Here is a 24,618-nt window from a genome sequence, read left to right as displayed (position 1 = left end):
TCCTAGTGAGAGGGGGCATGGGGAACTCAGCTGCTCTCGAGGGCGACGCGGGCCGGCAGCGAAACCGCGTCGGTGGGGGCGGGTCGGCGGTGGACGAGCGCGGCCAGCGGCAGGCAGGCGGCGGCACCGGTCACACCGCATGCCGTCAGCGCCAGGGTCACGCCCCCGTGGCCTGTGGTGTGCAGGGCCCAGCCCGCCAGGAGAGGCGCGCCGATGACGGCGACGGCCAGCGTCGTGCCCCAGATGCCTGCGTACAGGCCGCGGGAGTGGGCGGGCGCGATCAGGTTGACGACGTTGGCGGCCGCGACGAACGCGATGATCTCGCCGGGTACGGCGATGACGACGGCCGCGGCATAGCCGACAGGGTGCGAGGTGAGTCCTGCCGAGCCCATGCCGACGCCGAGGATGACGGCGCTGAGCGCCAGGAGCCCGACCATCGGCACGTCACCGCTGGCGCGGCGGGCCAGGTACGGGTTCAGCAGCGGGGAGAGCACCAGCACAGCGATCGCGCCGGCGACCTGGGACATGCCGTAGGCGCTGGCGGGCAGGTGGTCTTGGACCATCATTACTGGCAGCACCGAGTACAGGGCAGCGACCGGGATGAGCGCGCACACGCTGACCAGCCACAGCAACAGCAGGCGTACGTCGGTGAACGCGGCCCTGTAGTGCCCGCCGCCGTGTGTCGAGGTGTTCGCGGTGGCGGGCAGGAACCGGAGCGCGGCGGCCGCGAACAGGGCGCAGGCGACGGCATTGGCCCAGAACAGCGGGGCGGTCCCCACCGACTCGGCCAGCAGACCCCCGGCCGCACCGGTGCAGGCGGCGCCCAGATTCACGGCGAAGTGCCGCCATCCGGCGATTTTCGCGCGGGTGGGTTCGTCCGGCACGCTGTCTGCGATCAGTGCGGACACAATCGGGCGGGGCGCGTCGTAGCAGATGCCCCCGAGGAACGCGCACACGGCAAGCCCTGTCAGTCCGCGGGTTTGGGCAAGGACGGAGAAGATGAGGGTGGCGGCCGTCATGGCGCCTACGAGGGTGGTGCGGCGGCCGATGCGGTCGGCTGCGGCCCCGCACACGATCTGTCCGGTCAGCCAGCCGACACCGAAGAGGGCAAGCACGATGCTGGCCCAGGTTCCTTCTACGCCGCGGCCGGCGAGGTGGTAGGCGAGGAAGGGGTAGGCGAAACCGGCGCTGCGGATCAGAAACGTGCCGACGAGCAGCACCCAGATCAGGGGCGGCCAGGGAGTACGGGCGGCGACCGTCGCTTCGGGTGATGGTGCGGAGGGCGCGGTGTGGGCAGGGGAAGGCGTCACGACGGCTCCGGTGAGGCGCGTGGTCAAGAGAGGGGGAGGGTGCCGCCGCGGGAGGGGCGACGGCACCCTCGGTGACCGAAGAATGCCTGCAGCAGAGGGGTGAGAACGGCAGCAGGCGACGAGCCGAGAGGACGCACGGCGCGCTTCGGTCCCTGCCCGGTCGGCACGTCAGGGGTGGCCGACCGGGGGCCTGGAAGCAGGTCGACGTGCCGTCAGGCTGCGGTGGCGTACCGGCTGGAGTCGGCCGTCGGCCTCAACGGGATCTGCTCGCGGGTCACGGTGGGCCGTTGACCGGTCAGTCCAATGCGCGAACCGGTGCGGCCGGGGTGCGGGGGGCTGCTGCCTGCCGGGGGTGCGAGTGCAGTGCGCATGGCAAAGAACTCTCTGTGGGCGGGTGCTCCGGTCCCACAGGATTCGGTCGCGGAGCGCAGGACCTCTCGATCCCTTGCGCAGGCCGGTCTATCCTGAGCGCGGCGGCGTGCTGCGAACACGCCGGTCGGAGCACTCCAGTGATGGATGGGTCCGTTCCTGGGTGCTTGCTTGACTCGGATGAGTCCTCAGATGGCCGTCCCTTTATGCCGGGGGCGGCCATCTTTGTGCGTAATGCGTCTTACCAGGGAGAACACGGTCACGGCTGACGGCCGTCAGTGCCCGAGCAGTTAAAGAGCCGTGTTCGGGTGCGCTGTACCTGTGGTCGACGAAAGCATGCAGACGTATGCCGCTGGCATGCCGTGCGGTCATATGTTCGTACTCTGGGGCATGATCCTGCTACTGCCGCACCCAGTATGTCAATTGGGCTAGCCACGGGAAGCAGGAATACTTAACATCAGTGTCTGGCGAAGCGTCAGTACCTCCGCACCCGCCTGTGTCCCGTTCATACCGCGCGCCTTGGAGATTTTCGGTGACAGCAGCAGACGCTTACACCCGGCTCGCCGAAACTCTCGAGCGCCTTGCGCATGCACTGGGCCGCCCGGACCGTCTGGCTGATGTCCTGGACCTCGGTGACCTTTCGCGGCGCACCGGAGAGTCCGAGGACATCGTGCGCACGCTGCTGGAGGGCGGCCGGGTTGAGACGACGGTCGCTGTCCGCGTGCGGCAGAGACTCGAGTTCCTGCGCAGGACGCGGCGGCGTGCGGACGGCAACCGGTATTCACAGCAGGACTTGGGCGCCATCGTGAGGGTGAGCCGCCAAACCATGAGTGAGTGGCTCAAGACCGGTGTCATCAGCCTTGAGGGCATGGACCTACTGCGTGAGCACTTCGACCTGACCGCCGGCTTCCTGACCGCGCCCGAGCCCGAGGCCCTCGATGAGGCGCTCCAGGACGTTCTGCGGGATCTTGAGGCTGCGTCGGATCCCCTGGCTGCTCTGCGTACACCCGCGTTCTACCGTCTGGCCCGGCGAGCTCCGGATATGGACCCTGAAAAGCTCAAAGCCCTCGAACAGTGGGCCGTGATGATCGCTCAGAACGAGACCAGCAGCTGACGACCCCCCACGCAGACAGGGTGCCTACCGTGACCATGAGGAATCCCCGTAGATCGTTACTCGCGGGGAAAAGGGGTCGTACCCGCAAGGAAATGCGCCGTCTGGCCGACACACTGATCGATCCCATCCAAGTGCAGATCCCCGCCGATCCGGACATCCTGTTCGACGCACTCGTTGAGTCCGTCAGCCGGTGGCGGGGACATGAGGTCAAGGTTCTCAGAGAAAAGTTCCCGCCGCACACCGCCACCGGCCTGTGGCTGGAGGTGAACGGCGGCGCCTCTGATGTGGTGATCGTCGAAGAGCGCGCGGCTGTATGGCACCAGCTCGTCATCCTCTCCCACGAGGTGTGGCACATGTACCGCGGCGACGCGGTGGCTCCGCACCAGGTCGCCGGCCCTGGGCGCCAACCAACCGCCGCCCGTACGGACTTCAGCCTCGAAGCCGAGCAGGAGGCCGACGCCTTCGGCATGCTCGTCGGCCTTCGGCTCAAGACGTGGCTGGACGCATCCGTCCACTCCGTCTACGCAACCGCAACCTGCGGCCCTGGCGACGTTCTCGCCGCGCGTATCGGGGCTGCCCTCAACTACCGGGGACGGCAATGATCAACTACTTGAGCTGCGCCGTACTGCTACTCGGTCTGGCGGTGAAACTGCCCGACCTCGTCCGCGACTGGCGTGATCCGTTCCTGCGCACCATCTGTACCGTCATGGCCCTCGCCGGACTGTGCTTTCTCCTCGGTGCCCCTCCTACGGTCACAGCCATCAACGACCTCAGCGGCGTGCCCAACCTGGCGGCCCCGCTCACGTACGCCACGATCACCGCCTACAGCGCTTCGTCCCTGGTCCTGGTCGTCTACTGGCGCGGCGGCCCCCACGTGCGGCGCACCGCCCGGCGCTGGGTGCTCAGCTACGCCCTCGTCCTGGCCGGGATCGCGGCGATGTTCGCTATGGGAGAGGCGTCCGTGGAGCGCCGCACCGACTTCGACACCTACTACGCCACGACTCCGTTCATCGCCGCGATGATCGTGCTCTACCTGGTTGCCCACCTGACGGCCGTCACCGTCACTGCCGTGCGGTCGCTGAGCTGGGCTCGCGATGTGGAGGGCTGGCTGCGGGGCGGCCTGGTCATTCTCGGCGTGGGCACCGTGGTGAGCGCGGGCTACAGCATTTCCAAGCTGACGGCGGTGATCGCCCGCTGGGGTGGGCAGGACTGGTCGGCGCTCAGCACCAGCCTCAGCCCCGTTTTCGCCGGCCTGGGTGCGGTGCTGACGGTCATAGGAATTCTGGTGCCCTTGGCCGGCCAAGCATTGACGTTGTGGCGGCGCGACTGGCGGTCCTTCGTACGCCTGGAACCGCTGGAGCGCGAGCTGGACGATCTGCTCACCCAGCAGAATCTGCGGCTGCGCCGCCCATTGTGGTCCTCTCCATCCGTGCTCCTGACCTGGCGCCAGACCAGTATCAACAACGGCCTGCACCGTCTCGACGGCCTGCTCGACCACCAGCTGTACCAAACGACACACGCGACTGCCCTGCAGGGCTCCGGCGATCCGACGCAGGCGGAAGCCACCGCGTGGGCGGCCGTCATCGCTGCCGCAGCGCAAAGCCAGCGCACGGGGCAGATCCCGTCCAAGACCGGCCGCATGACAGGCCGCGTTCCCGAGCCCGACGTGCTCGAGGACATCGCCGAGGCGCTCGTCACCTCGTCCCTGGTGATGCGTGAGCGTCCCAGCCGAGCAGTCGAAGGCGTCGCATGAGCTGTGCCAGGACCGCGCCACCCACACCCGCCGCACGTGGAGCTGAACGGAGCAGCCCGGCATGAGCCTTGTCGTGTATACGGCAGCAGCGTTATTTGGGTTAGCCGGCGTCTTACTGTTCCGCCGCCCCCGCGCGGCGTTGCGCAGACCTCTGACCGCCTCCACTCTCGCTGCCGTCGCACTCGGCGCATGCTGCTTCTTCTGCAGCGCACCAGCCACGTTGGCCGCGGTCAACGACTACACCGGCATCACGAACGTGGGCGCCCCGCTGACCTACAGCGTGATCTCCGCCTACAGCTGCTCCCTCCTCATCCTGCTGATCCACTGGCGTGGCGGCCCTCCCGAACTCATCTGGCGTCTGACCCTGCGCAGCATCGCCGCCTACGGCACGGTCATCGCCGGCATCATCATCCTCTTCGCGCTGGCCGACGCTCCCGTCGAGCGACTCAGAGACCTCGACACCTACTACGCCACCACCCCGTACATGCGCGAAATGATCGTGCTCTACCTGGTCGGGCACGGGGCCTGCACGCTGGTGATGGGGGCCGTGTGCTGGAGATGGGCGCGCCAGGTGACCGGCTCGCTGCGCATCGGCCTGTACCTGATCATCGGGGGCCTGCTGCTGGACATCGTCGGCTTCGAGATCGCCAAAGGCACGGCCGTCGTTGCCCGCTGGCTGGGAAATGATCTGGACTACCTGTCCACCACCGTTGCCCCGCCCGTGGTGTCGTTGGGCGCCCTCGTGTGCTGCACCGGGTTCGTCCTTCCGCGCCTGCACCAGCCGGCCATCGCGCACTGGCGCAGTCTGAAAGATGCCCGCCGCCTGGCTCCTCTGTGGGCCGAAGTACAGTCGGCAGCCATCGCACCGAAGCCCTCCCCCTCGTGGTGGCACCTGCCGCAGGCTCGCCTGGACTGGCTGGAGGTCTCCATCCACGACGCGCTCCTTGCCCTTGCCCCCCTGTTCGACGAGCAGGTACGTCGTGCCGCATTCGACACGGCCCGCGCGAACAGCCACGACGTCAAGCAGGCCAGAGTCATCGCCGAAGCGGCGATGGTCGCCGACGCCGCCCAGCATGCTGCCGGCGGAAGGCAGGGCAGTCCCGAGGAACGCAGCGACTACCACCTGCACGCCACACAGACCCCTGGCACCAGCGGACTGCTGAAACTGGCCGAAGCCTTGCAGCACTCCCCCGTCGTCAGCGCGGCCCGGCACGCCTCCCTGACGTCATCCCGTAACCGGATATGAGGAGCACCATGCGCAGAGCTGTCGTCATCGGAGCCGGACTGGGCGGACTGCTCGCGGCGGCGGCCCTGTCCCCACACGTCGACGAGGTCATCGTGCTGGAGCGCGACGACCTGCCCGAAGGCCCCGAGAACCGCAAGGGTGTCCCGCAAGGACGGCACGCTCATCTGCTGATGCCCGGTGGCCTGGAAGCGATCGACGACCTCGTACCGGGCTTGAACGTACGCGAACACCTGCTGGCGGCCGGCGCCCACGCTGTCTCCCTCAGCTCCGGCATGGTCGTCCTGACCCCAGAGGGATGGTTCCGCCGCTGGCGGCACAGCGAACACCACATGATCACCTGCAGCCGGGCGCTGCTGGAATGGGTCGTGCGCACGGCGATCACGACCAACACCAGCACCATCGAGATCCGAAAAGCCCAAGTCCGTGACCTGATCGGCAGCAGCCGACGAGTGAACGGAGTGCGCCTGCAGGGCGTTTCCGGCCCAGCAGAACTCGCCGCTGACCTCGTCGTCGACACCAGCGGCCGTGGCTCACGCATCGTCCAGTGGCTGGACGGCCTCGCGATCACCGGCATCGAGGAGAAGACCGTCGACTCCGGCCTGGTCAACGCCACCCGCATCTACCGCGTCCCGCCCGGCGCCGAACGCTTTCCCCTGACGATGGTGCAGGCCAACCCCTACACCGGGCAACCGGCACACAGCGCCGTGATCGTCCCCATCGAGGGTGATCGCTGGATGGTCAGCCTCGCGGGCTCCCGCGGCGGCGAACCCCCCTCCGACCCCGAAGGCTTCCTGCAGTACACCCTCGACCTGCCCCATCCCATCGTCGGACAGCTCATCACCCACGCCGAACCGCTTACCGACGTGGCCATCAGCCGCAGCACCAGCAACGCCCGCCGCTATCTGGAAAAGGCCCACGCCTGGCCCGACGGACTCATCGTTCTCGGCGATGCGTTGGCCACCTTCAACCCCGCCTACGGGCAGGGCATGAGCGTGGCAGCACTCGGCGCCCGCGCCTTCAGCCACCACCTGCGGCGCGCCGATGTTCTCGCCCCCGGACTGGCCCGTACCGTGCAGCGCGCCGCGGCCGCGCACGTGGAGGCAGCCTGGAACCTGGCCGTGAGTCAGGACGTCCTGTACCCCGCAGTCCGCGGCGGCGCACCTACTGCTGCGGACCGCCTTGCGGCCCGCTACACACGACGCGTCATGAAGACCGCAACCGGCTCCTACCAGGTCGCATCAGCGCTGTGGGACGTCACCGGCCTCAAGGCGGGACCCGCCCGCCTGTTGCGCCCTTCGACCGTGCTGGCCGCCTTGAACGGATCCCCGCTGCCCCCGCTTTCGGGCCCCCCGCTGATCGCCCGCGAACGGCAACTGCTGCAGGCGCTCAACAACGGCGAGGGACAGACAGCGTCCGAACCGGCGTAGAAGAGGCCAGCACAACCCGCCCTTCGCCCACGTGCCGATGCCAGCCGCTTCAGCACGTACGGCCACAGCACCGGGCCATGCCCGGCCCGGCATGTTCCTGTGACGCCGACCTGGAACACGGGCTGCCGTCGGCGTGTCCGCCGGACCCAGCGAACAATGAAAGGACGTACTTCATGCGTCGTGCCGTCATCATCGGTGCGGGAATGGCGGGCATGCTGTCCGCCCGTGCGAGCGCCGACTTCGTCGACGAGGTCATCATCATCGAACCCGACGATCTCCCCGACGCGCCCCGCCCACGCAAGGGACTGCCCCAGGCACGTCACATTCACAGCCTCGTCGCCGGCGGCACCGACGCCATGCAGAGCCTGCTGCCCGGCATCCTCCAACACTGGCTCGACGCCGGCGCTCACCGGCACGAGCTCACCGCAGGCATCGTCGCCCTGTCCCCGGAGGGCTGGTATCGGCGATGGCAGCCCGACGGCCACTTCATCATCACCGCCAGCCGTGACCTGCTGGACTGGGTCGTGCGGGAGCACGTCCTGGCGCATGACCGCATCCGTGTGTTCGGCGGTCGCAAGGTCACCGCCCTGCACGGCAGCGACCGGCAGATCACCGGTGTCCTCCACCGCCCCGCGCACGGACCGGACGACCCTCAACGCCTGGACGCCGACCTCGTCATCGATACTTCCGGACGCGCGTCCCGCGCCACCGCGTGGCTAGCCGACCTGGGGATCGACACCATCCCCCACCGGACCCTGGACACCGGCTTGACCTACGCCACCCGGCTCTTCCATGCCCCGGCCGGTGCCGAACACATCCCGGTCTTCAACATCATGGCCCAGCCCCGGGCCAGCATCGGCCAGTCCGCCGTCATCGCCCCGATCGAAAACGGGCTGTGGATGGCCACGCTCGGCGGCATCAAAGGCTCCGAACCCACACGTAACGCCGCCGACTTCATCCCCTTCGCGCTCGGCCTACGCCACCCGCTAATCGGCCAGTTGCTGTACGGCCTGGAACCAGTCTCCGACGTCACCCTCACCCGCAGCACCGGCAACCGCCGCCACTACTACGAAAAAGCCCGCACCTGGCCGGACGGGCTGATCGTCTTGGGCGACGCGATCGCCACGTTCAACCCCGTCTATGGACAGGGCATGAGCGTGGCCGCGCTCGGCGCCCGCGCACTGCACCAGGAACTGCACAAGAGCGGCAGCCTGACGGCCGGGCTGGCACGCCGCGTGCAACGCGCGGCGGCCACATCGGTCGAGGCGGCCTGGGCGCCGGCCACCACCCAGGACATTCACTACAACACCGCCCACGGCCAAAAGCCCAGCGTGCCGGAAAGGCTTCTGGGCCGCTTCACCAGCCGCCTGTCCTACACCGCGACCGGCTCTCAGTTCATGGCCGATGCCGTCACCGACGTCACGAGCATGCGCGCCGCCTCCACTCGTCTGCTGGCTCCGGCGGTGCTCCGCGCGGCAGCGGCCGGTCCGAAGCTGCAGCCCCTGTCGGGTCCGCCGCTCACCGCATCCGAGCAGCGTCTCCTCACGCCGCTTGAAGAGATCAACGGACAACCCGCCTGAGCCTTCCGCCTGCAGGAATCAGACCGACCGGCCAGCGCACGCAGCGGCTCTGACAGCGTGCGGGTCAGCTGCGCTCGGTCCATTCCTTCAGTGTGTCGGCCAAGGTACGTACGGGGTGCGGGCGCATGATCGTGGTGCGGTCGGCCAGGCCCTGCAGCAGCAGCCCGACCTTCATGTACTTGCGGCGGGTGGCGTCGGCTTCCTCCTTGGCCTTCTGCCACTGCAGACTGCCCGGCTCGAGCGGCTGTCCGCGGTGATCGCGGAACAGAGCGGCGAACTCGTCCGCAGCAAGACCACTCCACGACCGCTGCCCTCAACGCGGACACGCAGGTACGGCCCGAAACGCTTCTTCACCTGAGAAGTGCTTCTTTCCACGGCACGATCTGGACCCTCGACAAGTCCTATCGCTCCAGGTCAGGAGCACTTCACGCGTTTGTGATCAAGTCTCGGACAGATCACCTCACGAAAGCCCGAGGCTAATTACCAGCTTCAGCCCAGTAGTCCCTGAGCATCTGCCCCGGCCAGTCGGGCTCGTGAATGTCGCCGCGGGGTCCCATCTCCTCGAAGTAGGGCGCGAGGTCGTAGATTGGCGTTCCGGCGACCGCGTCGAGGTCGGCCACGTGCAGGTCCAGGCCATGCACCTTCAACAGCCGGGGAAAACTCGTTGCAAGCTGGTTCGGACGTCGGTGATTCCTGTGCGCGAACGTGCCCGAGGGCTCCCAACGAGAGTCACCTCGCGGGCTACGTGCGTGCAGGGCAACGTCTCCTGGCGATGCCTGGCTGAAGTGCCAGGTCACCACCAGATGGGAAAACTCGTCGAGCCCTCTCACGGTGTCGGTCGGGAACCTTGAGTCGAGGCGAATGATGGACTCGATGCCACCCCAGTAGTCGTCTGCGACCTCGTTGCGGCCACCGATCACGGTGCCGATGGGCTTGATCTCCAACGTCATGGTGTTCCCTCTATCCCTTAACCTGGCGTGATCAATCTACGGTGCGAAGGTAGTCTGCGGTTCTGGTTTCGACTTCGACGACGGCCGAGATGCCACGACGTCGGTACGGTGACAGAAGCTGACGCATCTCCAACACCCGTTGGCGAGCCCGCCCGGAGTAGACGCCCTCTTCCATAGCGTCAAGGGCCCTGGACCAGGTTGCGCACGCTTCTTCCACCCGGCCAACTGACATCTGTGTGGCGCCCAAGTACCCGAGGGTCACCGCATGAGTCCGTTTGAAGGCGGCTCCGCGTGTCCGCACGCTGCGCCCGAACTGATCGATCGCGCCCTTCTGGTCGTTGAGGATGCGCAGCGTGCAGGCCGTTTCGTGAGCCAGCGACGCTTGGCCGAAAAAGAAGGTGCGGGCAGGCTCTTCAATGCCGTCATGCGCGCTTCGCAGGTCGTCCTCAGCGCGGAGCAAAGTCTTGGTTGCCGCCTTCTTTTGCCCGCTCGCGGCAAGACAGCGGGCATGGACGACACCGAGCAGCGCTCGTTCTCGCGGGGTCGCCGACTCGTAGCGCTGACGGTCGATTGAGGCCGCGGACAACTCCAGTGCCTTGTTGAACAACCCAAGATCGAGAGCTTGGTGGGCCATAGCGCGGAGGATGTGGCCCGAGAGCGGGGCGTCGCCGGAGCGCGCGGCCAGCTTCAGCCCGAGTGCGAAGTACGGCTCAGCGACATCATGTTCACCATTGTCGAAGGCCATCCACCCAGAAAGATAGGCGCCCTCGGCGGCGGCGGAATGCATGTCGCGGCGCACCCGGTCATCAGGGAACTTCCCTACTAAGTAGCGGGCGACGTCGGATCGTAGGTACTCAACGAGAGCGGAACGGCCATGACCGCCTCCTCGCCGCTGGTCCATTCGGGAGAAGGCCAGCGTCATTTCGCGCACGCTTTCCACGTCACCGCGGCCAACCCGCTGCGCGCTCTTCCCTGCGCTCGGCGGCTCCTTGGCCATCTCAACCCACCACGACTCCGCAGGGAGGGCGAGGGCAGCGGCTGAGTACACGCCGCCCCGCAGCAGGCTCCGCCGGTCCGGGTCCAAGTCGGTGCTCCCCAAGTCGTTCAGCGCGATCAACGGATCGACGCGCCAGTCCAGCGCTCCCTGCGCTGGCGAGTTGGGCGCTGTGAACCCGGCTTCGCCTGCCGTGACGACCCGCCTTAGACGACGGGAGAGTGCCTCGCACATGATTATGGGGGCCTGCCCAGACGGTTCGTGCCCGTCCACCCAATGCTGCACGTGCTGCCGCGCGATGCGGGTGTAGTCGGTCAGGTTGCTCTCGCTGGCGACCCGGACGAAGGCACCCGCTGCTTGGGCTCGTGACCAGGCTGCCTCCTTAAGGAGAGCCTCGAACCGCTCGTTCCGCTTGCGCGCCATGGTGCGCCCCCGCACTGCTAATGATCTTGAGACACGTTTGTCAACCTACACTCGCGCATCTACGCCGAGTGCGCTGTACCAACCTATTACGCAACGAGGGTATGAGTTTGGGCTACTGGCTGAAAGTGCCCCTGCGTAGGAATTCCCGGTGCCTCAGAAGTGAAAACGATCTTGTGTCACGTTTGGCAGTCGCGCGCCCGTCGGGCGGTATCGACAACGGGTCAACCGCGGTTCGCTCTACGTACCCACCAAGCGATCTGCGTAAGAGGAATCGATGGCCAAACAGCGCATCTTCAGAAGGGCGCGCGCTGCCGCGGAATTCGCTGCCTGTGAGAACGGTGTGCATATCCCGTCGCCTCGCCCTGGCCCAGTACGCCGGAAGACGGGATCGGCATGACACAGACTGCGACCGTCACGCGGACTGGCTCCAGCGCCTCCTTCCGGTACATCCCGCGCAGCGGTGCTGACGTGGCCTTCGCGCGGCACACCGGCTCGGGAAACGGCAACGTCGACCCCCTGGACCGGCTTTGGCCAAGACGCATCCGGAGCGTCATCAGGAGTTCGCTGAGCTGCTGGGAACCTGCAGAGTTCATCAACGCAGCCGAACTGCTCGCCTCCGAGCTGGTCACCAACGCACTGCGGCACGGCCGCGGTGACGTCCGCGTGCTCCTGACCTTTGCAGACGGCTGCATGCGGCTCGAAGTGCGGGACGAGTCGCCTGAAAGTCCTGTCCTGCGCGACGCCTCCGGCGTGGACGAGGCCGGCCGTGGCTTGGCCCTCGTCAGGGCTGAGGCCCACGACTGGGGCATCAGCGAAGACGGCATGACCATCTGGTGCTCCCTCGCCCTGCCGTCGCTCAGCCCTACCCCCTAGAACGCCGTCGGGTCGCAGTTTTGCCCTTGCTTTCACGAGCAGCAAGGGAACCAGCTGCGGCCCGGCGGCCCTCATCACCTGGCCCTTGAGGATTTGACCCTCCATGATCACCCCATCTCAGCCCTCCCGCCCGGACCTCGGTACGGACCTCGTGCGCTGCATGTGGCGTGCGATGGAGGCCGAGTCGAGCATGCCCAGAACGGACACTGCGGCGCGCGTGATCGCCGACATATTCGCCCAGGAGGTAGACCTCCTGCGGACGGTGCTGGACGAACACGGGTGGCCGGGCTACCGGCTCGTGGGCGAGCGTGGCTCGCGAGCCGCCTGGCAGATTGCCACGTACTGCGGGGACGACGCGTTGCAGGCCCGTGCGTGCGGCCTGCTGGAGAAGGCGGTGCGTCAGCAGGACGCCGACCCTGTGCACTACGCCCTGCTGGCTGACCGCCTGTGCCTCAACCGCGGTGAACCCCAACGGTTCGGAACGCTCTACATCCCGACGCACAGCGGCGTCTTGGAGCTCTACCGCGTAGGGGAGCGCGAACGGCTGGACGACAGGTGTCATGCGCTGGGCCTCGAACCGCACGCCGAGTACGCGCGCAGCCTCCGAGCGGACGTGCTGTCGCCGGACGTCACCTCACCCCCCAGCTAGCCCCCAGACACCGTCATGCCGCAGTCGCACCATCCGTCTCCCCGTGCGGGTTCCCGCCGGCTGCCGCTCGACGGTCCCCTCCCCATCCCCCCTTTGAGGACTCCACACCCCATGTCCTTACCGACCCACAGCCCACAGAAATCCCGAACGCACCCGCTTCCACGGAGGTGCCACCGTGCGCGGCCGTGACATGCCCCTCACCGATCACGCCGCCGGGAGCGACTTTGCCCTGTACGCCGTCCTTGAAGACCTCAAGATGGGCCGCTATCTGGGTGTGAAGGAACTGCTCGTCGAGACCGGCTACGACTGGCCGCTGCGCACCTTCCGCACTCAGGTCATCGCCCTGTACGCCGCGTACACCCGGGCCATCGACAACTGGTGCGCGGACGAGCCCGATGATCCGGACGCGCTGATGATGTGGGCCCGGGTGCTCACGCAGCGCACGTTCCTTCTTCGCAGTCCCGCGAACGATCCCGTGGTCATCAGCGCCGTCGACCAGGCCCGCCGCGTCTGCCGCGCCGCGATCAAGGCCCGTCCGCGGTGTCCGGTGGCCTGGGTGTGCCTGCTGGCCCTGGCGCAGTTCGATGCCGACCCGCGGTATCAGCAGATCGAGGAGCACTGGGTGCCGGGCGCGGACAACCAGCCCGAGGGGCCGTGGCCGCTGTTCTGGGCAATCCGCCAGCGCGACCCCGAGAACCGCGAAGCCGTCCAGCGCCTTTTGCAGTACTTCTACGCCCGCAAGACCGGAGCGCACAGCGTCGCGCAGTGGGTGGCGATGAGGGCACCCGAGTGCTCGATCCTGCACATGGCCCCGCTGTACGCATACATCGAGGACTTCCGGGTGCAACGGGCCCGCCGACAGGTCAGTGACTTCACGTACTGGACCGACCCGGGCGTGCAGAGGTTCGTGCAGCGAGCGCGGGATGGCTGGTTCGCCTACCTCGACGCCGACACGTCCACCTCACCCATCCTCTCGCTCGACCTCAACCTGCTGGCCTGGTCCTGCCAAAGGAGCGGGGTGGGAGGCGCCAGGCCGGTTTTCGAGGCCATCGGCCGCTACGTCACCGTGCTGCCCTGGCAGACCCTCGGCTCCCCCGAGCACTGGGTCGACGACTTCTACGCAGCCCGTGGCTCCGCGTTCAAAGAACAGCCCGTCAGCTACTGACCTGATCCTTTTCCTTTTCCTGTTCCTCTCCTACGACACCGCAAGGACACACTCCCTTGTCTCGAAGTGCAACAGCCGCGCTGCTCGACGACGACGCCGCGCTGCGCCGGGAAGGCATCACGCCCACGCTGGCCCGCAAGATGGGCGGGTTCGGGAACTACGCCGTCAGCTTCTCCGTCATCTGCATCCTGGCCGGCGGCATGACGCTGTTCGGGTTCGGCCTGCACAACGGCGGCCCGGCCGTCATGGTGTGGGGCTGGGCCGGCATCTTCGCCATGACCCTGGTCCTGGGCTCCTGCCTGGCCGAGGTGACCTCGGTCTACCCCACGGCCGGCGCGCTCTACCACATGGCCGACCGGCTCGGCGGACGCGGCTGGGCGTGGCTGACGGGCTGGCTCAACCTGCTCGGCCTGGTCGGCGCCATCGCCGGCATCGACTACGGCGCGGCCACCTTCATCGGCGCCTTCGCCAGCCTCCAGTGGGGGTTCGAGCCCACACCCGAGAACACCATGGCGATCTTCGTGTGCGTGCTGCTCCTGCACGGCCTGCTGAACAGCTTCGGCGTGACCCTGGTCGACGTGCTGAGCAAGATATCCGTGTGGTGGCAGGCCGGCGGCGTCCTGCTCATCGTCGGCCTGCTCTTCACCGCCCCCGGCCAGCGCCAGACTCCCGGCTTCGTGTTCACCGAGTACTACAACGACTCCGGCATCACCAACCCGCTGTACGGGGCCGGAGTCGGCTGCCTCATGGCCGCCTACACCTTCTGCGGCTACGACGCCTCCGCGCACCTGGCGGAGGAGACCAAGCAGGCACAGAAGACCGCCCCATGGGGCATGGTCCACGCCATCCTCTGGTCGGGCATCGCCGGGTTCGTACTGATCGTCGGGATGCTCTTCGCGATGGAGAGCTACGCCAACACACTGGACACCGCCACCGGCGTCCCGCCCGCGCAGATCTTCATCGACGTACTGGGCACCGGCGTCGCCAAGGCGCTGCTCCTGGTGGTCATCGTCGCACAGCTGTTCTGCGGGAACGCCGAAACGGCCGCGGCCTCACGGATGGTGTACGCCTTCTCCCGCAACCGGGCCCTGCCGGGCTGGAGGACCTGGACCAGGGTCGACGCCCGCACGGAAAACCCCACGCCGGCGGTGTGGCTGTCGGTGGGCATCGCGCTCGTCCTGGCCCTGCCGAGCCTGTACTCGCCTGCCGCGTACGCCGCGGTCACCGCGATCAACGTCCTGGGCATCACCCCCGCCTACGCGATCCCCGTCTTCCTGCGGCTGAAAGCCGGCGACACGTTCAAGCAGGGCCCATGGAACCTGGGCCGCTTGAGCAAGCCGATGGGCTGGCTCGCGGTCTCCTACGTGACGGTGCTCACCGTCTTCTTCTGCCTGCCGCAGGCATACCCGATCACCTCGCAGTCCTTCAACTACGCGCCCGTCACCCTGGCCGTCGTGCTGCTGTTCGCGTGGATCTCGTGGATTACCACGGGCCGCAAGAACTACGCCATGCCCACGCAGACCCGCACCGCCGAAGACGCCGCGATCTCAGGGGGCCTGGTGTGATGAGCAACAAGACCGCTCCAGCCTCTGGACACAGGACGTGGGAAAAGACGGGAGCCGTCATCCAGCAGCGACTGGACGAGGGCATATACAAGCCCGGGACATGGCTGCCTCCACAGCGGAACCTGGCCGCGGAACTCGGCGTGTCCTGCGCGACACTCGAACTGGCTCTCCAGCCGCTCAAAGCCAGTGGCGTGATCGTTGCGATGCCGCGCGTCGGAAATGTCGTTGCGGACGCAACAAGTACCGAGCCGATCCGTTACACCACGGACAACATCGCAAGGACCCTCCGCAAGCGGCTGCGTGATGGCACGTACGCGGCCGGAACACCGCTGCCGTCACAGGCGCAGTTGGCCGCCGAGTTCGGAGTGTCGCGCTGTCCCGTACAGATAGCCGTGAACACACTGCGAGGCGAAGGGCTCCTCGCCTCGCATGCAAAGGCAGGAAAGCGCGCCGTCGTCCTCCCCGCCCACAAGGATGACGGCGTCCTGGGCGCATGCGAGCCCAGCGGGACCCTCGCGGAGCCGACGACCACACCAGCACGCCGTTTCATGGCCAAGGACGTTGAGAGCGTCATCCGCAAACGCCTCAGTGATGGCACGTATGCGGCCGGAACGCGGCTGCCGGCGCAGCCGCGGATAGCAGCCGAGTTCGAGGTGTCGCTCGGGACCGTTGCAAAGGCCCTGACCAGGTTGCGCAGGGAAGGGCTCCTCTACTCGGTGCGCGGGGCGGGAACGTACGCCGCCGCCCTACCCCAGTCCACGACAGGAGACATGCGATGACCACCGAGAACACCTTTCACCGCGGCCCCGCCCTGACGGCTTCCCTGCTGGAAGTGCCGGACCTCAACGCCCTCGTACGGGAGGGTGCAGTGCACACCGTGATGGTCGGTGTCCCCGACATGACCGGCCGTCTCAAGGGCAAACTCCTCGACGCCCGCACCTTCCTGGACACCTTGCCCGCCGGGCCGGACATGTGCGCCTACGTGCTCGCCACGGACATGGACATGAAACCCCAACCGGGCTACCTCCTCACCGGCTGGCACAACGGATACGGGGATCTGCACGTCGTCCCCGACACCAGCACCCTCCGGTATCTGAGCTACCTGCCCGGCACCGCCCTCGTCCACGGCGACGCCTTCCATCCCGACGGCAGACCGGTGGAGGTCGCACCGCGGCAGATGCTGCGCGACCAGCTCGCCGCCCTCGCCTCGCTCGGGCTGACGGCGAAGGTGGGTATCGAAAGCGAGTTCGCCCTCTACAAGGGAACCCCGGCCCACATCCACCGGCGCGAATATCGGGACCTGACCCCGGCCTTTCCTCACAACCTCGACTACGCGCTGGACCATCCGCCCGCCCTGAGCGCGTTCTTCCACGACCTGCGCACCGCCCTGAAGTACGCCGGCTGCCGCACGTCGGCGATCAAAACGGAAGGCGCGCCCGGACAGGTCGAGGTGACGTGGCCCCACGGCGACCCCCTGGCGGCGTGCGACACCTACACGGTCCACCAGCACGCCGTGCGCCATCTGGCCCCCCAGCACCGCATGGCCCCCACCTTCATGGCAGCCCCGCAGACCGGGGTCGGCAGCGGGATGCACCTGCACCTGTCCTTGTGGGCCGACGAGGTACCGGTCTTCGCCACCGGGTCGCGCGAGGAACTGCCCGACCTTCTGGAGCACTCGCTGGCCGGACTCATCGCCGGCCTGCCGGACATGGCACCGCTGTACGCACCCACCCCCAACTCCTACAAGCGCTACCAGCCGCACTCGTTCGCCCCCATGAACTTCTCCTGGGGCTGGGACAACCGCACCTGCGCCGTCCGCGTCGTGGGCCGGCACAGCGGCACACACCTCGAAGTACGGACGGCGGGCGCCGACGCCAACCCCTACCTCGCCCTGGCAGCCGCCCTCGCAGCCCTCACCCACGGCCTGCACGAACGCCCGAAACTGCCCGCACCATGCACCGGCAACGCCTACCAGACGCACGGACCCCGCCGAGTGCCCCGCACCCTGCGAGAAGCCGTGGACGACTTCACATCCAGCAGCATCGTGCACTCCGCATTCCCCCTGCCGGTCGTCGAGCACTACATGCACGCCGCCACCATCGAGATCGACGCACTCGCCGGACACGTCACCGACGCAGAGCGCGTACGGGGGTTCGACCGTGCGTGATGACGTGACCACCGCAGTACACGAGGCCGCCAAGATGCTGCGCAAGGAGACCAGCGACAGCACCTGGACAGCGGGCACGATCCGCGCATCCGGAGACCTGGCCCAGCGCTCACGCACCACCAGCAGCTTCCCCATGCAGGCGCCCGGGAGCGACACGGTCCGCCACCACGCCGCCGCGGCCCCCACGAACCCGGCGTGCACCGCGAGCCCGTCACCGACGTCGAACGCGAACGAGGCGGCACCCATGCCTGACCTCCTCGCCGCTGCGACCCCCACCGCGTCCAAGCGTCCTGTACGCCAGCTGTCTAGGACAGAACGCGTCACGGCGGACGTCGAAAAGCGTCTGGCCGACGGCACGTACGAGCCCGGCACGGTGCTGCCTGCGACGCGAACGCTCGGTGCGGAATTCGGAGTGTCTCAGACGCTGGTCCAGCTGGCTCTACAACCGTTGAGGGACAGCGGCGCTGTCCAGGCGGTAGCTGGCCGTGGGCATGTCGTCGTGGACCCGACGGCTTCTGCGCCGGTCATCACCGGCGCAGCCGAGATCGAGAAGACCCTCCGTGCGCGACTGCGCGACGGCACGTACGCAGTGGGCACATGGCTGCCGTCGCTCAGGGAACTCATGCATGAGTTCGCAGTGACGGTGCCCACCATCCACCGGGCCGTGGGGGCGCTGCGGGACGAAGGGCTCGTCATCCCCGTCAAGCCCCTTGGCATGTATGTCGGCGATCCGAACCAGCCCGACGCGCCTCCCCCCAGCACGCCGCCTGTCAACGCGAGGGATCTGAGGAGAACGCTCCGGGTGCGGCTGCGCAATGGCACCTATCCGCCCGGCACCCAACTGCCCAGCCTCCACGACCTGTGCACCGAGTTCAGCGCCGGCCCCCACACGGTCACGACGGCGCTCACCCACCTGCACACCAGAGGCCACCTGATCACAGGACCCGACAGCAGCCGACTCTTCGCCCCGCCCCCAATGCCCCGCCGGCGGACGTCCAGTGCGGCCTGACCATCCGGCGTTCCTCCTCCCCCACGAAGAAGAAGCCGGAAAAGCAGTGCAGCAGCTCGTGACGACCGCACCCCACAGACCCCCCGCGTCGCTCGTCGGCGGGCGAGCGACGCGGGGCCCAGCACGACGTTCGACGTGCACCACGAGCGCGTCACCGGCGTCGAACGCGAACGAGGCGGCACCCACGCCTGAAATCTCTGCGCAAAGGAGCAGCAGGATGAAGAAGCTGACCGTGCTCTTATGGAACTTCGAGGAGAACGGCAGGAACAACCCCGACAAGCGCCGCCGGGCACACGAAAAACTGCTGTCCCACAATCCGCACCTCATCCTCCGCCAGGAGATGGCAGGCGCGAACGCCGACGGCAACGCGATCATGTACGAACTGGAAGCCATCCTCGGCCTGCGCGGCTGGCTCGGACACGGCTCATGCACCGCGGTCTTCGCCGATCCGCGCGTCTTCCAGACCGTACGCGAGCTTCCGGCAGCCGCTCTATGGACGCTGCCACCCACCGCGCTGATCATGCGCTATCTCCCCGCCGGCCACGACGCGATGCCGCTCGCCGTGGCCTCCTACCACCTCAACTACGCCTCCCCCACGCAGCGCAACCTGGAAACGGAATGGCTGTCCACCCTGGCCGACAAGAAATGGACCACCCCCGATGGCCGGACTGTGCGGATGCCCTGCCTCATCGCAGGAGACAACAACAGCTATCCCGCACCCGGCGTCGACGGCGACCCCGCGCTGCCGGTCCTAGACGAGATCAGGGACCGGCCCCACCGCCTCCACCGTTCCCTCGTGGGACCTGACGGCAGCCGGGTCATGGACACCCGACCCGACGAGACGCTGCGCACTGCCGGCCTGGAGGACGTAGCTCGCCACCGCGCCATCAAGCGCGGCGACAAGACGGCTGTGGCCCGCACGGTCAACGCCTGCGCAACACACGGGCCCGACGCCCGAGTCGATCGTTTCTACGCCACGGCCGGTGTGCTCGAAGCAGTCACCGACATGGATGTGATCGAAGTGCCGGAGCACATCTCCGACCATCACATCGTTCGACTCGCCCTCAGCGGTGACCACCTCGCGGACGTCCTCAATGAGCAGCAGAGTCCGCTCGCCGCGCTGCAACGAGGAGGCCGGCGGACGTCCGGTGCGGCCTGACCACCCGGCGTTCCTACGCCCCCGCGAAGAGGAGAGCGGACAGCAGTGCGGCAGCTCGGGGCCGCCGCACTCCACAGACCCCCCGCGTCGCTCGTCGGCGGGCGAGCGACGCGGGGCCCTCAGCAACGAATCGAAAGAGAGCAACATGAACACCGTCCTCACCCCCGTGGTGGATGAGCACACGGCCCTGACCGGCCAGATCGACGCGCTCGCAGGACAGGTCACCGACGCAGAGCGCGTACGGGGGTCCGACCGTGCGTGACGACGTGCGCAAGGCAGTTCGTAAGGTCGCCGAGGTGCTGCGGAAGGAGATCAGCGACGGCACCTGGAAAGCGGGCACGGTCCGCGCATCCGGTGACCCGACCCGGCGCTTTTGCACCACCCGGTATGTCATCCACAAAGCCGTGGCATTGCTCCGCGATGAGGGCGTTGTCGAGACCCGCGCTGGCGGCGGAGGCGGGATCGCCCCACGCGGCACCATGCCCTGCGCCTGGCCGGTCGGTACCACACGCAGTAAAGCAATCCGGCGGACCGTCCGCGAGCGGATCAACGCCGGCACCTATCCGGCCGGTGAACTCCTGCCCACCCTGACATCCCTGAGCCAGGAGTTTGCCGTGGCGAAATCCACGATGTCCGCGGCGCTGAGGCCGCTCAAGGCCGAAGGGCTCCTGATACCCGCCGACAGGCGCACAATGATCACCGCACGCAAAGGGCTCGTCACCAACATAGAGCCCGTCCGGGGGTTCGACCGTGCTTAAGGTCTGCCCCTCCCCGGTGACGTTCCCTGCCACCGATACGCGGGCGCCCCGTGTGCTGGGCGAGCTGACGGGTCTGCTCTTTCTCGCCACCGTCGTGAGCCTGGCCGGCGCGGCGGTGAAGGCTGCGTCCCTGTACGGCGCGCGGTGGGAAATCAGCGAACTGATCAAGGTCGCCCAAGTGTTGGCCAGCTATATGGTCGGCGCCTGGCTCACGTGGCTGGTGCTGCGCCAGCCCGCCCCGCACGGCGCTTGGCCATGGTGGCGCCCGCTGCGAGGGCCTGCGGCGGGCGTGCTCGCCGTCGCGATCTCCTGCCTGTCCATGCCCGTGGCCGGCTCGCTGAACCAGAAGGTCGGGCCGGCGCTGTTCGCCTGCGCGGTGGCGTGGCTGGCCGTGGAAATCTGCCGCTCTCACGGCCTGCACCTGGGCAGTCGGGCTCCCTACACGCCGCTCCAGCAGTTCCAGCGATGGAACGTCGCAGAGGCAAACCTCATCGCATGCGCCGCAACCGGCCTCCTCTTTGGCCCGCTGGGGGCGCTGCTGAGCCAGATCGCGCCGGACGCCGCGCCCATCCTGCAAGAAAGCCAGACAGCCGCCCTCGGCCTCGACGGCCCTGTGAACCTCGCCCTGGGCATCGTGCGCACCGTGGCGATCGAGGACGTCGTGGTCGTCGCGGCAACGATCACGCTGATGACGGCTGTGCGCCGACCCACGTGGGAGATCTACACCCTGGTCTGTCTCATCGAGGTAGGGCTGCACGCCTACTTCGGGCTCAGCGCCATCGCCGCCGTCATCATGGCCGCAGGCCGCGTCTGGCTGTACCTGCGCTGCCCCAGCCTCCTGCCCCTGATGGCCTCACACGCCCTGTGGAACATCTTCCCCGAGATCGGCCAGCTGCCCCTCCCCTACCAACTGATGGCGGGCGTTGCCATCGCCGCGTCCTACGCGTACATCAGCAACCGGTTGAGGAAGTCCGCGCTCGAATACACCCCGGACACACCGGCCCGCTCCGCTCTCGTGACCGAGAAGTCTCCATGACGATCACTGAAGGCCGAGAGAACCTGAACGGCCCCTGCACCACGGTGCGCCCGTAGGGGCGACCGCAAAGACGAGACCTCGGCGCGGCGACCGCGTCATGGCCAGTTGCTTCCGACAACAGGCCACGGTGCCTAGCAGTCGCCGCGCCGAGTGCACCACCGCAGGTCACTTCTTGTATGAAGGAGAATCACGTGACAGCTACAACGGCGCCGGACATCCGGACCTTACGGATCGGTGTCCTGTGTGGAGGAAACTCCCCCGAGCGGCCCGGTTCAATCGCATCCGGCGAGCACGCGGCGAAAGCCCTGGCCGACGCAGGGCACACCATAGAGCTGATTGACATGGCGGACACCCCGCTGGCGGAACTCCAACAGCGGATTGACGTAGCTCTGCTGGGCTTGCACGGGCTGGGCGGGGAGGACGGCAAGATCCAGGGGGCGCTGGAGACCATCGGTCTGCCCTATACCGGCTCCGGCGTTCTGGCTTCCGCGATCGGCATGCACAAGCCGACCTTCAAGCTGATGCTGACGCATGAGCGTCTGGACACCCCTCGCTGGGTGATGCCCCACCCGGACATGACCGTCGAAGCCGCGGTTGGAGTCGCACGCAACTCCCTGGGCTATCCCGTTTTCGTCAAGCCGTCATCGGGGGGCGGGAGCCTGGCGGCAGGCATCGCCCACGACGATCACGAGCTTCGGACTCTGATCGAGAACGGCCGCGCCGGCGAGTACGCGGAGTACATGATCGAGGAGTACGTGCAGGGCATTGCCTGCACCGTCGGCCTCGTCGAGATCGAGGGACGCCTGAGATCGTTTCCCGTGCACGACGTGGAGTCGGCCCGCCCGTTCTACGACTACGAGGCCAAGCACGACCCGAGCCTGCGCACCGAGCACTGCCCGTCGATCCTTCCCGCGCCGACCACCGAGAACATGCAGTACGTGGCCCGCCGCATCTTCGGCATGGTCGGCGCGCACGGCGTGCTCCGCGTCGACTTCCTCGCCGCGGCGAACGGCCGGACCACCGTCCTGGAGTGCAACACACTGCCGGGCCTGTCGCGGGGCGGCAACCTGGCCACCATGGCGGAGGCGGCGGGAATCTCCTATCCGGTTCTGATGCAGCACCTCGTCAGGAGCGCGTTCACCAAACCCGGATACCTGCCGTAGGAAAGACTGTGGCGCATGAGCGTCCCGTCAACTCAACACCGCGTCCCCTACTACTCACAGTGGGAATCGCGGACCCTGGTTCCCGAATTCATCACCGGCCGCCTTGATGCGGCCGATGACCCGCTGTGGCAGAAGTCCGGCGCCGGCACACCACGTGAATACGCGTTCTGGGCCCCACGGATGTGCGGAGTCGCGTGTCTGCGCATGGCGCTCGACTTCTGGGAGCATCCGGTGCCGCCCTCCGTTCCGCTCGTACAGGAACTCTGCGAGGCCGGCGCCTACGTCCGTACCGGACAGTCGGTGACAGGACTGATCTACCAGCCGTTCGCCGATTACGTGGGTGCCCGATGGGACCTGAAGGCCCAGGCAGCTCCCGATCTGCCCGTTCGCCGTGTCCGCGGGGCCATCGGCGACGGTTGTCTGGTCATGCTGTCGGTACACAAGACGGTCCGCACCCCCGAAGTCGATCCGCCGAGCAAGGGCGGGCACCTGGTGCTCGCTGTCGGCGCCAGTGAGGAGAACGTCATGCTGCACAACCCGTCAGGTCTGCCTGGCGTATCGCAGGAATACGCCCCTGTCTCCTGGGGGCAGCTGCACCGCTTCTACGCAGGCCGGGGTGTGATCATCGGTGAGTGAGCAGACGGACCTGCCAGAGGCCGAGCCCGGCGCACGCCGAATCGCGGTACTCGGCGAGATGCTGGAACTGGGGGACGGAGCGCCACAGGCACACTGGGACACGGGCCAGGAAGCCGGGCAGCTCGGCGTAGACATCGTGATCGCAGTCGGCGAGGAGAACGCCAAGCAGCTCGCTCTCGGAGCCGCCGACGCTGGCGCGGATGTCGCTATCGTTGCCGACAACGCGACCGCCACAGCGTTTCTGGAGAAGATCCTCAAACCCGGCGACGTGGTCGTCATCAAGGGGTCACGGGGCGGCATGCGCTGGCAGATCGCCCAAGCACTCACCGGCCAGCCTCTCACCGGAATCCTGAGCTGACAGGCGTACCCCAGCCCTGATCCGTACCGCCGATCGTGTGCCCCGAGCATCATGCGTTCGGGGCGCACTCATCCAGGAATTCTGAAAGACATCGCCGTAGAGCCCAGGGGGCAACAGATGACGGGGGTGACGCTCTCCACATGAAGGGGGTTGCGCTATACGCCACCCCGCAGTGAACCGGAGGAACGGTGACGACTGCGACAACGCCCTCACTCCCGAGACAGGCCGCTCTCAGCCCCAGGAGAGATTGTTCGCCTGGCGCGAGCCTTGAGCACCACCCGCACCCGCTTGGAGAACGACGTGAGCCCCCAAACCGCCTGACTGACATGCCCGCCGAAGCACGCACCGTCATCGAGGAACGCACGGGTCCGCTGACAAGCGTCCAGATGCTTTCGGCCGGACTGAACAGCGCCATCGCAGCCCGCCTGCAACTGGCAGACGGCACCAGCGTGTTCGTCAAGGGGATGCCCACCGATCACCGGTGGGTGTGGACCCAGCAGCGTGAATCGGAGATCAACCGGCACACCAAAGGACTGGCGCCCCGCACGCTGTGGCACACCCGAGACCGCGGATGGGATCTGCTGGGCTTCGAACACCTCGACGCAGTACACGCCGACTACACGCCCGGCTCCCCTCACCTGCAACTCGTTCTCCAAGCCATGTGGAGCCTCTCCTCCATCACCGCCCCCTCGTCAGTCGCCCTGCGGACGATGCCCCAGCGGATGAACACCTACGTCGATGACCCCCACGTCCTGAAAACGTTCGGCGGCTCGACCCTGCTCCACACCGACTGGAAACCCGACAACATCCTCATCACCGACGGCCGGGCCCGCCTGGTCGACTGGGGATGGGCCACCCGCGGCGCCGCCTGGATCGACCCCGCCCTATGGGTGATCTGGCTCATCGCCTGCGGC

The 24,618-nt window shown here is 67.5% G+C and carries 23 protein-coding genes; 20 read left to right on the top strand and 3 right to left on the bottom strand.

All coding sequences use genetic code 11. The annotated features are described in order from the left end of the window. Positions 1 to 26: 26 nt before the first annotated feature. Complete coding sequence (locus ACFYXC_RS39955) at positions 27 to 1,310, bottom strand: MFS transporter (RefSeq protein ID WP_389557826.1); 1,284 nt, start codon at positions 1,308 to 1,310, stop codon at positions 27 to 29. 901 nt (positions 1,311 to 2,211) lie between these two features. Here ACFYXC_RS39955 and ACFYXC_RS39950 point away from each other — a divergent pair. The 6 genes from ACFYXC_RS39950 (at position 2,212) to ACFYXC_RS39925 (ending at position 8,799) form a co-directional block, all read left to right on the top strand. Beyond that, a complete protein-coding gene (locus ACFYXC_RS39950; RefSeq protein WP_388926688.1) occupies positions 2,212 to 2,793 on the top strand; it encodes an XRE family transcriptional regulator in 582 nt (193 codons plus the stop codon). A gap of 92 nt (positions 2,794 to 2,885) precedes the next feature. Then, positions 2,886 to 3,395 carry a toxin gene (locus ACFYXC_RS39945; protein ID WP_389557824.1) on the top strand — a complete coding sequence of 170 codons (510 nt, stop codon included), beginning with the start codon at positions 2,886 to 2,888 and terminating at the stop codon, positions 3,393 to 3,395. Further along, on the top strand, positions 3,392 to 4,546 hold the full coding sequence (locus tag ACFYXC_RS39940; protein WP_389557822.1) for an MAB_1171c family putative transporter: 1,155 nt from the start codon (positions 3,392 to 3,394) through the stop codon (positions 4,544 to 4,546). The genes ACFYXC_RS39945 and ACFYXC_RS39940 overlap by 4 nt, the downstream gene beginning before the upstream one ends. A 61-nt stretch (positions 4,547 to 4,607) precedes the next feature. After that, the gene (locus ACFYXC_RS39935) at positions 4,608 to 5,792 is read left to right on the top strand and encodes an MAB_1171c family putative transporter (RefSeq protein WP_389557820.1); all 1,185 of its coding nucleotides are present in this window, start codon (positions 4,608 to 4,610) and stop codon (positions 5,790 to 5,792) included. An 8-nt stretch (positions 5,793 to 5,800) separates the two neighbouring features. Next, positions 5,801 to 7,219: an FAD-dependent monooxygenase gene (locus tag ACFYXC_RS39930; RefSeq protein ID WP_389557818.1), complete on the top strand. Its 1,419-nt coding sequence runs from the start codon at positions 5,801 to 5,803 to the stop codon at positions 7,217 to 7,219. A gap of 173 nt (positions 7,220 to 7,392) precedes the next feature. Further along, positions 7,393 to 8,799: an FAD-dependent oxidoreductase gene (locus ACFYXC_RS39925; RefSeq protein WP_389557817.1), complete on the top strand. Its 1,407-nt coding sequence runs from the start codon at positions 7,393 to 7,395 to the stop codon at positions 8,797 to 8,799. 476 nt (positions 8,800 to 9,275) lie between these two features. Here the strand turns inward: ACFYXC_RS39925 and ACFYXC_RS39920 are convergent, their stop codons facing one another. Beyond that, on the bottom strand, positions 9,276 to 9,749 hold the full coding sequence (locus tag ACFYXC_RS39920; RefSeq protein ID WP_389557815.1) for a TrmO family methyltransferase: 474 nt from the start codon (positions 9,747 to 9,749) through the stop codon (positions 9,276 to 9,278). A gap of 31 nt (positions 9,750 to 9,780) precedes the next feature. Beyond that, on the bottom strand, positions 9,781 to 11,166 hold the full coding sequence (locus ACFYXC_RS39915; RefSeq protein WP_389557813.1) for a Tat pathway signal protein: 1,386 nt from the start codon (positions 11,164 to 11,166) through the stop codon (positions 9,781 to 9,783). A 393-nt stretch (positions 11,167 to 11,559) separates the two neighbouring features. Between ACFYXC_RS39915 and ACFYXC_RS39910 the strand changes: the two genes are divergently transcribed. The 14 genes from ACFYXC_RS39910 to ACFYXC_RS39845 all read left to right on the top strand — a co-directional run. After that, complete coding sequence (locus ACFYXC_RS39910; RefSeq protein ID WP_389557812.1) at positions 11,560 to 12,039, top strand: ATP-binding protein; 480 nt, start codon at positions 11,560 to 11,562, stop codon at positions 12,037 to 12,039. Positions 12,040 to 12,142: 103 nt separating this feature from the next. After that, positions 12,143 to 12,688: a DUF6624 domain-containing protein gene (locus ACFYXC_RS39905; protein WP_389557810.1), complete on the top strand. Its 546-nt coding sequence runs from the start codon at positions 12,143 to 12,145 to the stop codon at positions 12,686 to 12,688. Positions 12,689 to 12,863: 175 nt separating this feature from the next. Further along, positions 12,864 to 13,853 carry a hypothetical protein gene (locus ACFYXC_RS39900; RefSeq protein WP_389557808.1) on the top strand — a complete coding sequence of 330 codons (990 nt, stop codon included), beginning with the start codon at positions 12,864 to 12,866 and terminating at the stop codon, positions 13,851 to 13,853. A gap of 56 nt (positions 13,854 to 13,909) precedes the next feature. Then, on the top strand, positions 13,910 to 15,418 hold the full coding sequence (locus ACFYXC_RS39895) for an amino acid permease (protein ID WP_389557806.1): 1,509 nt from the start codon (positions 13,910 to 13,912) through the stop codon (positions 15,416 to 15,418). Beyond that, on the top strand, positions 15,418 to 16,197 hold the full coding sequence (locus ACFYXC_RS39890; protein ID WP_389557804.1) for a GntR family transcriptional regulator: 780 nt from the start codon (positions 15,418 to 15,420) through the stop codon (positions 16,195 to 16,197). The genes ACFYXC_RS39895 and ACFYXC_RS39890 overlap by 1 nt, the downstream gene beginning before the upstream one ends. Next, positions 16,194 to 17,585 carry a glutamine synthetase family protein gene (locus tag ACFYXC_RS39885; RefSeq protein WP_389557802.1) on the top strand — a complete coding sequence of 464 codons (1,392 nt, stop codon included), beginning with the start codon at positions 16,194 to 16,196 and terminating at the stop codon, positions 17,583 to 17,585. Before ACFYXC_RS39890 ends, ACFYXC_RS39885 begins: the two co-directional genes overlap by 4 nt. A 4-nt stretch (positions 17,586 to 17,589) precedes the next feature. Next, positions 17,590 to 18,594, top strand: a complete 1,005-nt coding sequence (locus tag ACFYXC_RS39880; RefSeq protein ID WP_389557800.1) for a GntR family transcriptional regulator — start codon at positions 17,590 to 17,592, stop codon at positions 18,592 to 18,594. Between the two features lie 217 nt (positions 18,595 to 18,811). Then, entirely contained in the window at positions 18,812 to 19,753 is a 942-nt protein-coding gene (locus ACFYXC_RS39875) for an endonuclease/exonuclease/phosphatase family protein (protein WP_389557798.1), read from the top strand. 254 nt (positions 19,754 to 20,007) lie between these two features. Continuing rightward, a complete protein-coding gene (locus tag ACFYXC_RS39870; RefSeq protein WP_389557796.1) occupies positions 20,008 to 20,511 on the top strand; it encodes a GntR family transcriptional regulator in 504 nt (167 codons plus the stop codon). Between the two features lie 52 nt (positions 20,512 to 20,563). Further along, positions 20,564 to 21,547, top strand: coding sequence for a hypothetical protein (locus ACFYXC_RS39865; protein WP_389557794.1), 984 nt, complete (start codon positions 20,564 to 20,566; stop codon positions 21,545 to 21,547). Between the two features lie 191 nt (positions 21,548 to 21,738). Further along, a complete protein-coding gene (locus ACFYXC_RS39860) occupies positions 21,739 to 22,710 on the top strand; it encodes a D-alanine--D-alanine ligase (RefSeq protein WP_389557793.1) in 972 nt (323 codons plus the stop codon). Positions 22,711 to 22,725: 15 nt separating this feature from the next. Beyond that, entirely contained in the window at positions 22,726 to 23,346 is a 621-nt protein-coding gene (locus ACFYXC_RS39855; RefSeq protein WP_389557791.1) for a C39 family peptidase, read from the top strand. After that, positions 23,339 to 23,704, top strand: a complete 366-nt coding sequence (locus tag ACFYXC_RS39850) for a glutamate ligase domain-containing protein (protein WP_389557789.1) — start codon at positions 23,339 to 23,341, stop codon at positions 23,702 to 23,704. The genes ACFYXC_RS39855 and ACFYXC_RS39850 overlap by 8 nt, the downstream gene beginning before the upstream one ends. Positions 23,705 to 24,030: 326 nt before the next feature. Next, positions 24,031 to 24,618, top strand: a 588-nt coding sequence (locus ACFYXC_RS39845; protein ID WP_389557788.1) for an aminoglycoside phosphotransferase, incomplete at its 3' end; no start/stop codon positions are given.

The sequence above is a fragment of the Streptomyces sp. NPDC002701 genome (assembly GCF_042889045.1).
GTDB lineage: Bacteria > Actinomycetota > Actinomycetes > Streptomycetales > Streptomycetaceae > Streptomyces.
The sequence above is the reverse complement of the archived record's forward strand: the minus strand, read 5'-3'. Positions and strand labels throughout refer to the sequence as shown.

What these genes read in the sequence shown, in the direction of transcription:
- ACFYXC_RS39940 (WP_389557822.1), top strand. Translation starts at nt 3,392, where the DNA reads ATGATCAACTACTTGAGCTGCGCCGTACTGCTACTCGGTCTGGCGGTG.
- ACFYXC_RS39905 (WP_389557810.1), top strand. Translation starts at nt 12,143, where the DNA reads ATGATCACCCCATCTCAGCCCTCCCGCCCGGACCTCGGTACGGACCTC.
- ACFYXC_RS39885 (WP_389557802.1), top strand. Translation starts at nt 16,194, where the DNA reads ATGACCACCGAGAACACCTTTCACCGCGGCCCCGCCCTGACGGCTTCC.
- ACFYXC_RS39890 (WP_389557804.1), top strand. Translation starts at nt 15,418, where the DNA reads ATGAGCAACAAGACCGCTCCAGCCTCTGGACACAGGACGTGGGAAAAG.
- ACFYXC_RS39935 (WP_389557820.1), top strand. Translation starts at nt 4,608, where the DNA reads ATGAGCCTTGTCGTGTATACGGCAGCAGCGTTATTTGGGTTAGCCGGC.
- ACFYXC_RS39915 (WP_389557813.1), bottom strand. Translation starts at nt 11,166, where the DNA reads ATGGCGCGCAAGCGGAACGAGCGGTTCGAGGCTCTCCTTAAGGAGGCA.
- ACFYXC_RS39855 (WP_389557791.1), top strand. Translation starts at nt 22,726, where the DNA reads ATGAGCGTCCCGTCAACTCAACACCGCGTCCCCTACTACTCACAGTGG.
- ACFYXC_RS39930 (WP_389557818.1), top strand. Translation starts at nt 5,801, where the DNA reads ATGCGCAGAGCTGTCGTCATCGGAGCCGGACTGGGCGGACTGCTCGCG.
- ACFYXC_RS39925 (WP_389557817.1), top strand. Translation starts at nt 7,393, where the DNA reads ATGCGTCGTGCCGTCATCATCGGTGCGGGAATGGCGGGCATGCTGTCC.
- ACFYXC_RS39875 (WP_389557798.1), top strand. Translation starts at nt 18,812, where the DNA reads ATGAAGAAGCTGACCGTGCTCTTATGGAACTTCGAGGAGAACGGCAGG.
- ACFYXC_RS39910 (WP_389557812.1), top strand. Translation starts at nt 11,560, where the DNA reads ATGACACAGACTGCGACCGTCACGCGGACTGGCTCCAGCGCCTCCTTC.
- ACFYXC_RS39920 (WP_389557815.1), bottom strand. Translation starts at nt 9,749, where the DNA reads ATGACGTTGGAGATCAAGCCCATCGGCACCGTGATCGGTGGCCGCAAC.
- ACFYXC_RS39945 (WP_389557824.1), top strand. Translation starts at nt 2,886, where the DNA reads ATGCGCCGTCTGGCCGACACACTGATCGATCCCATCCAAGTGCAGATC.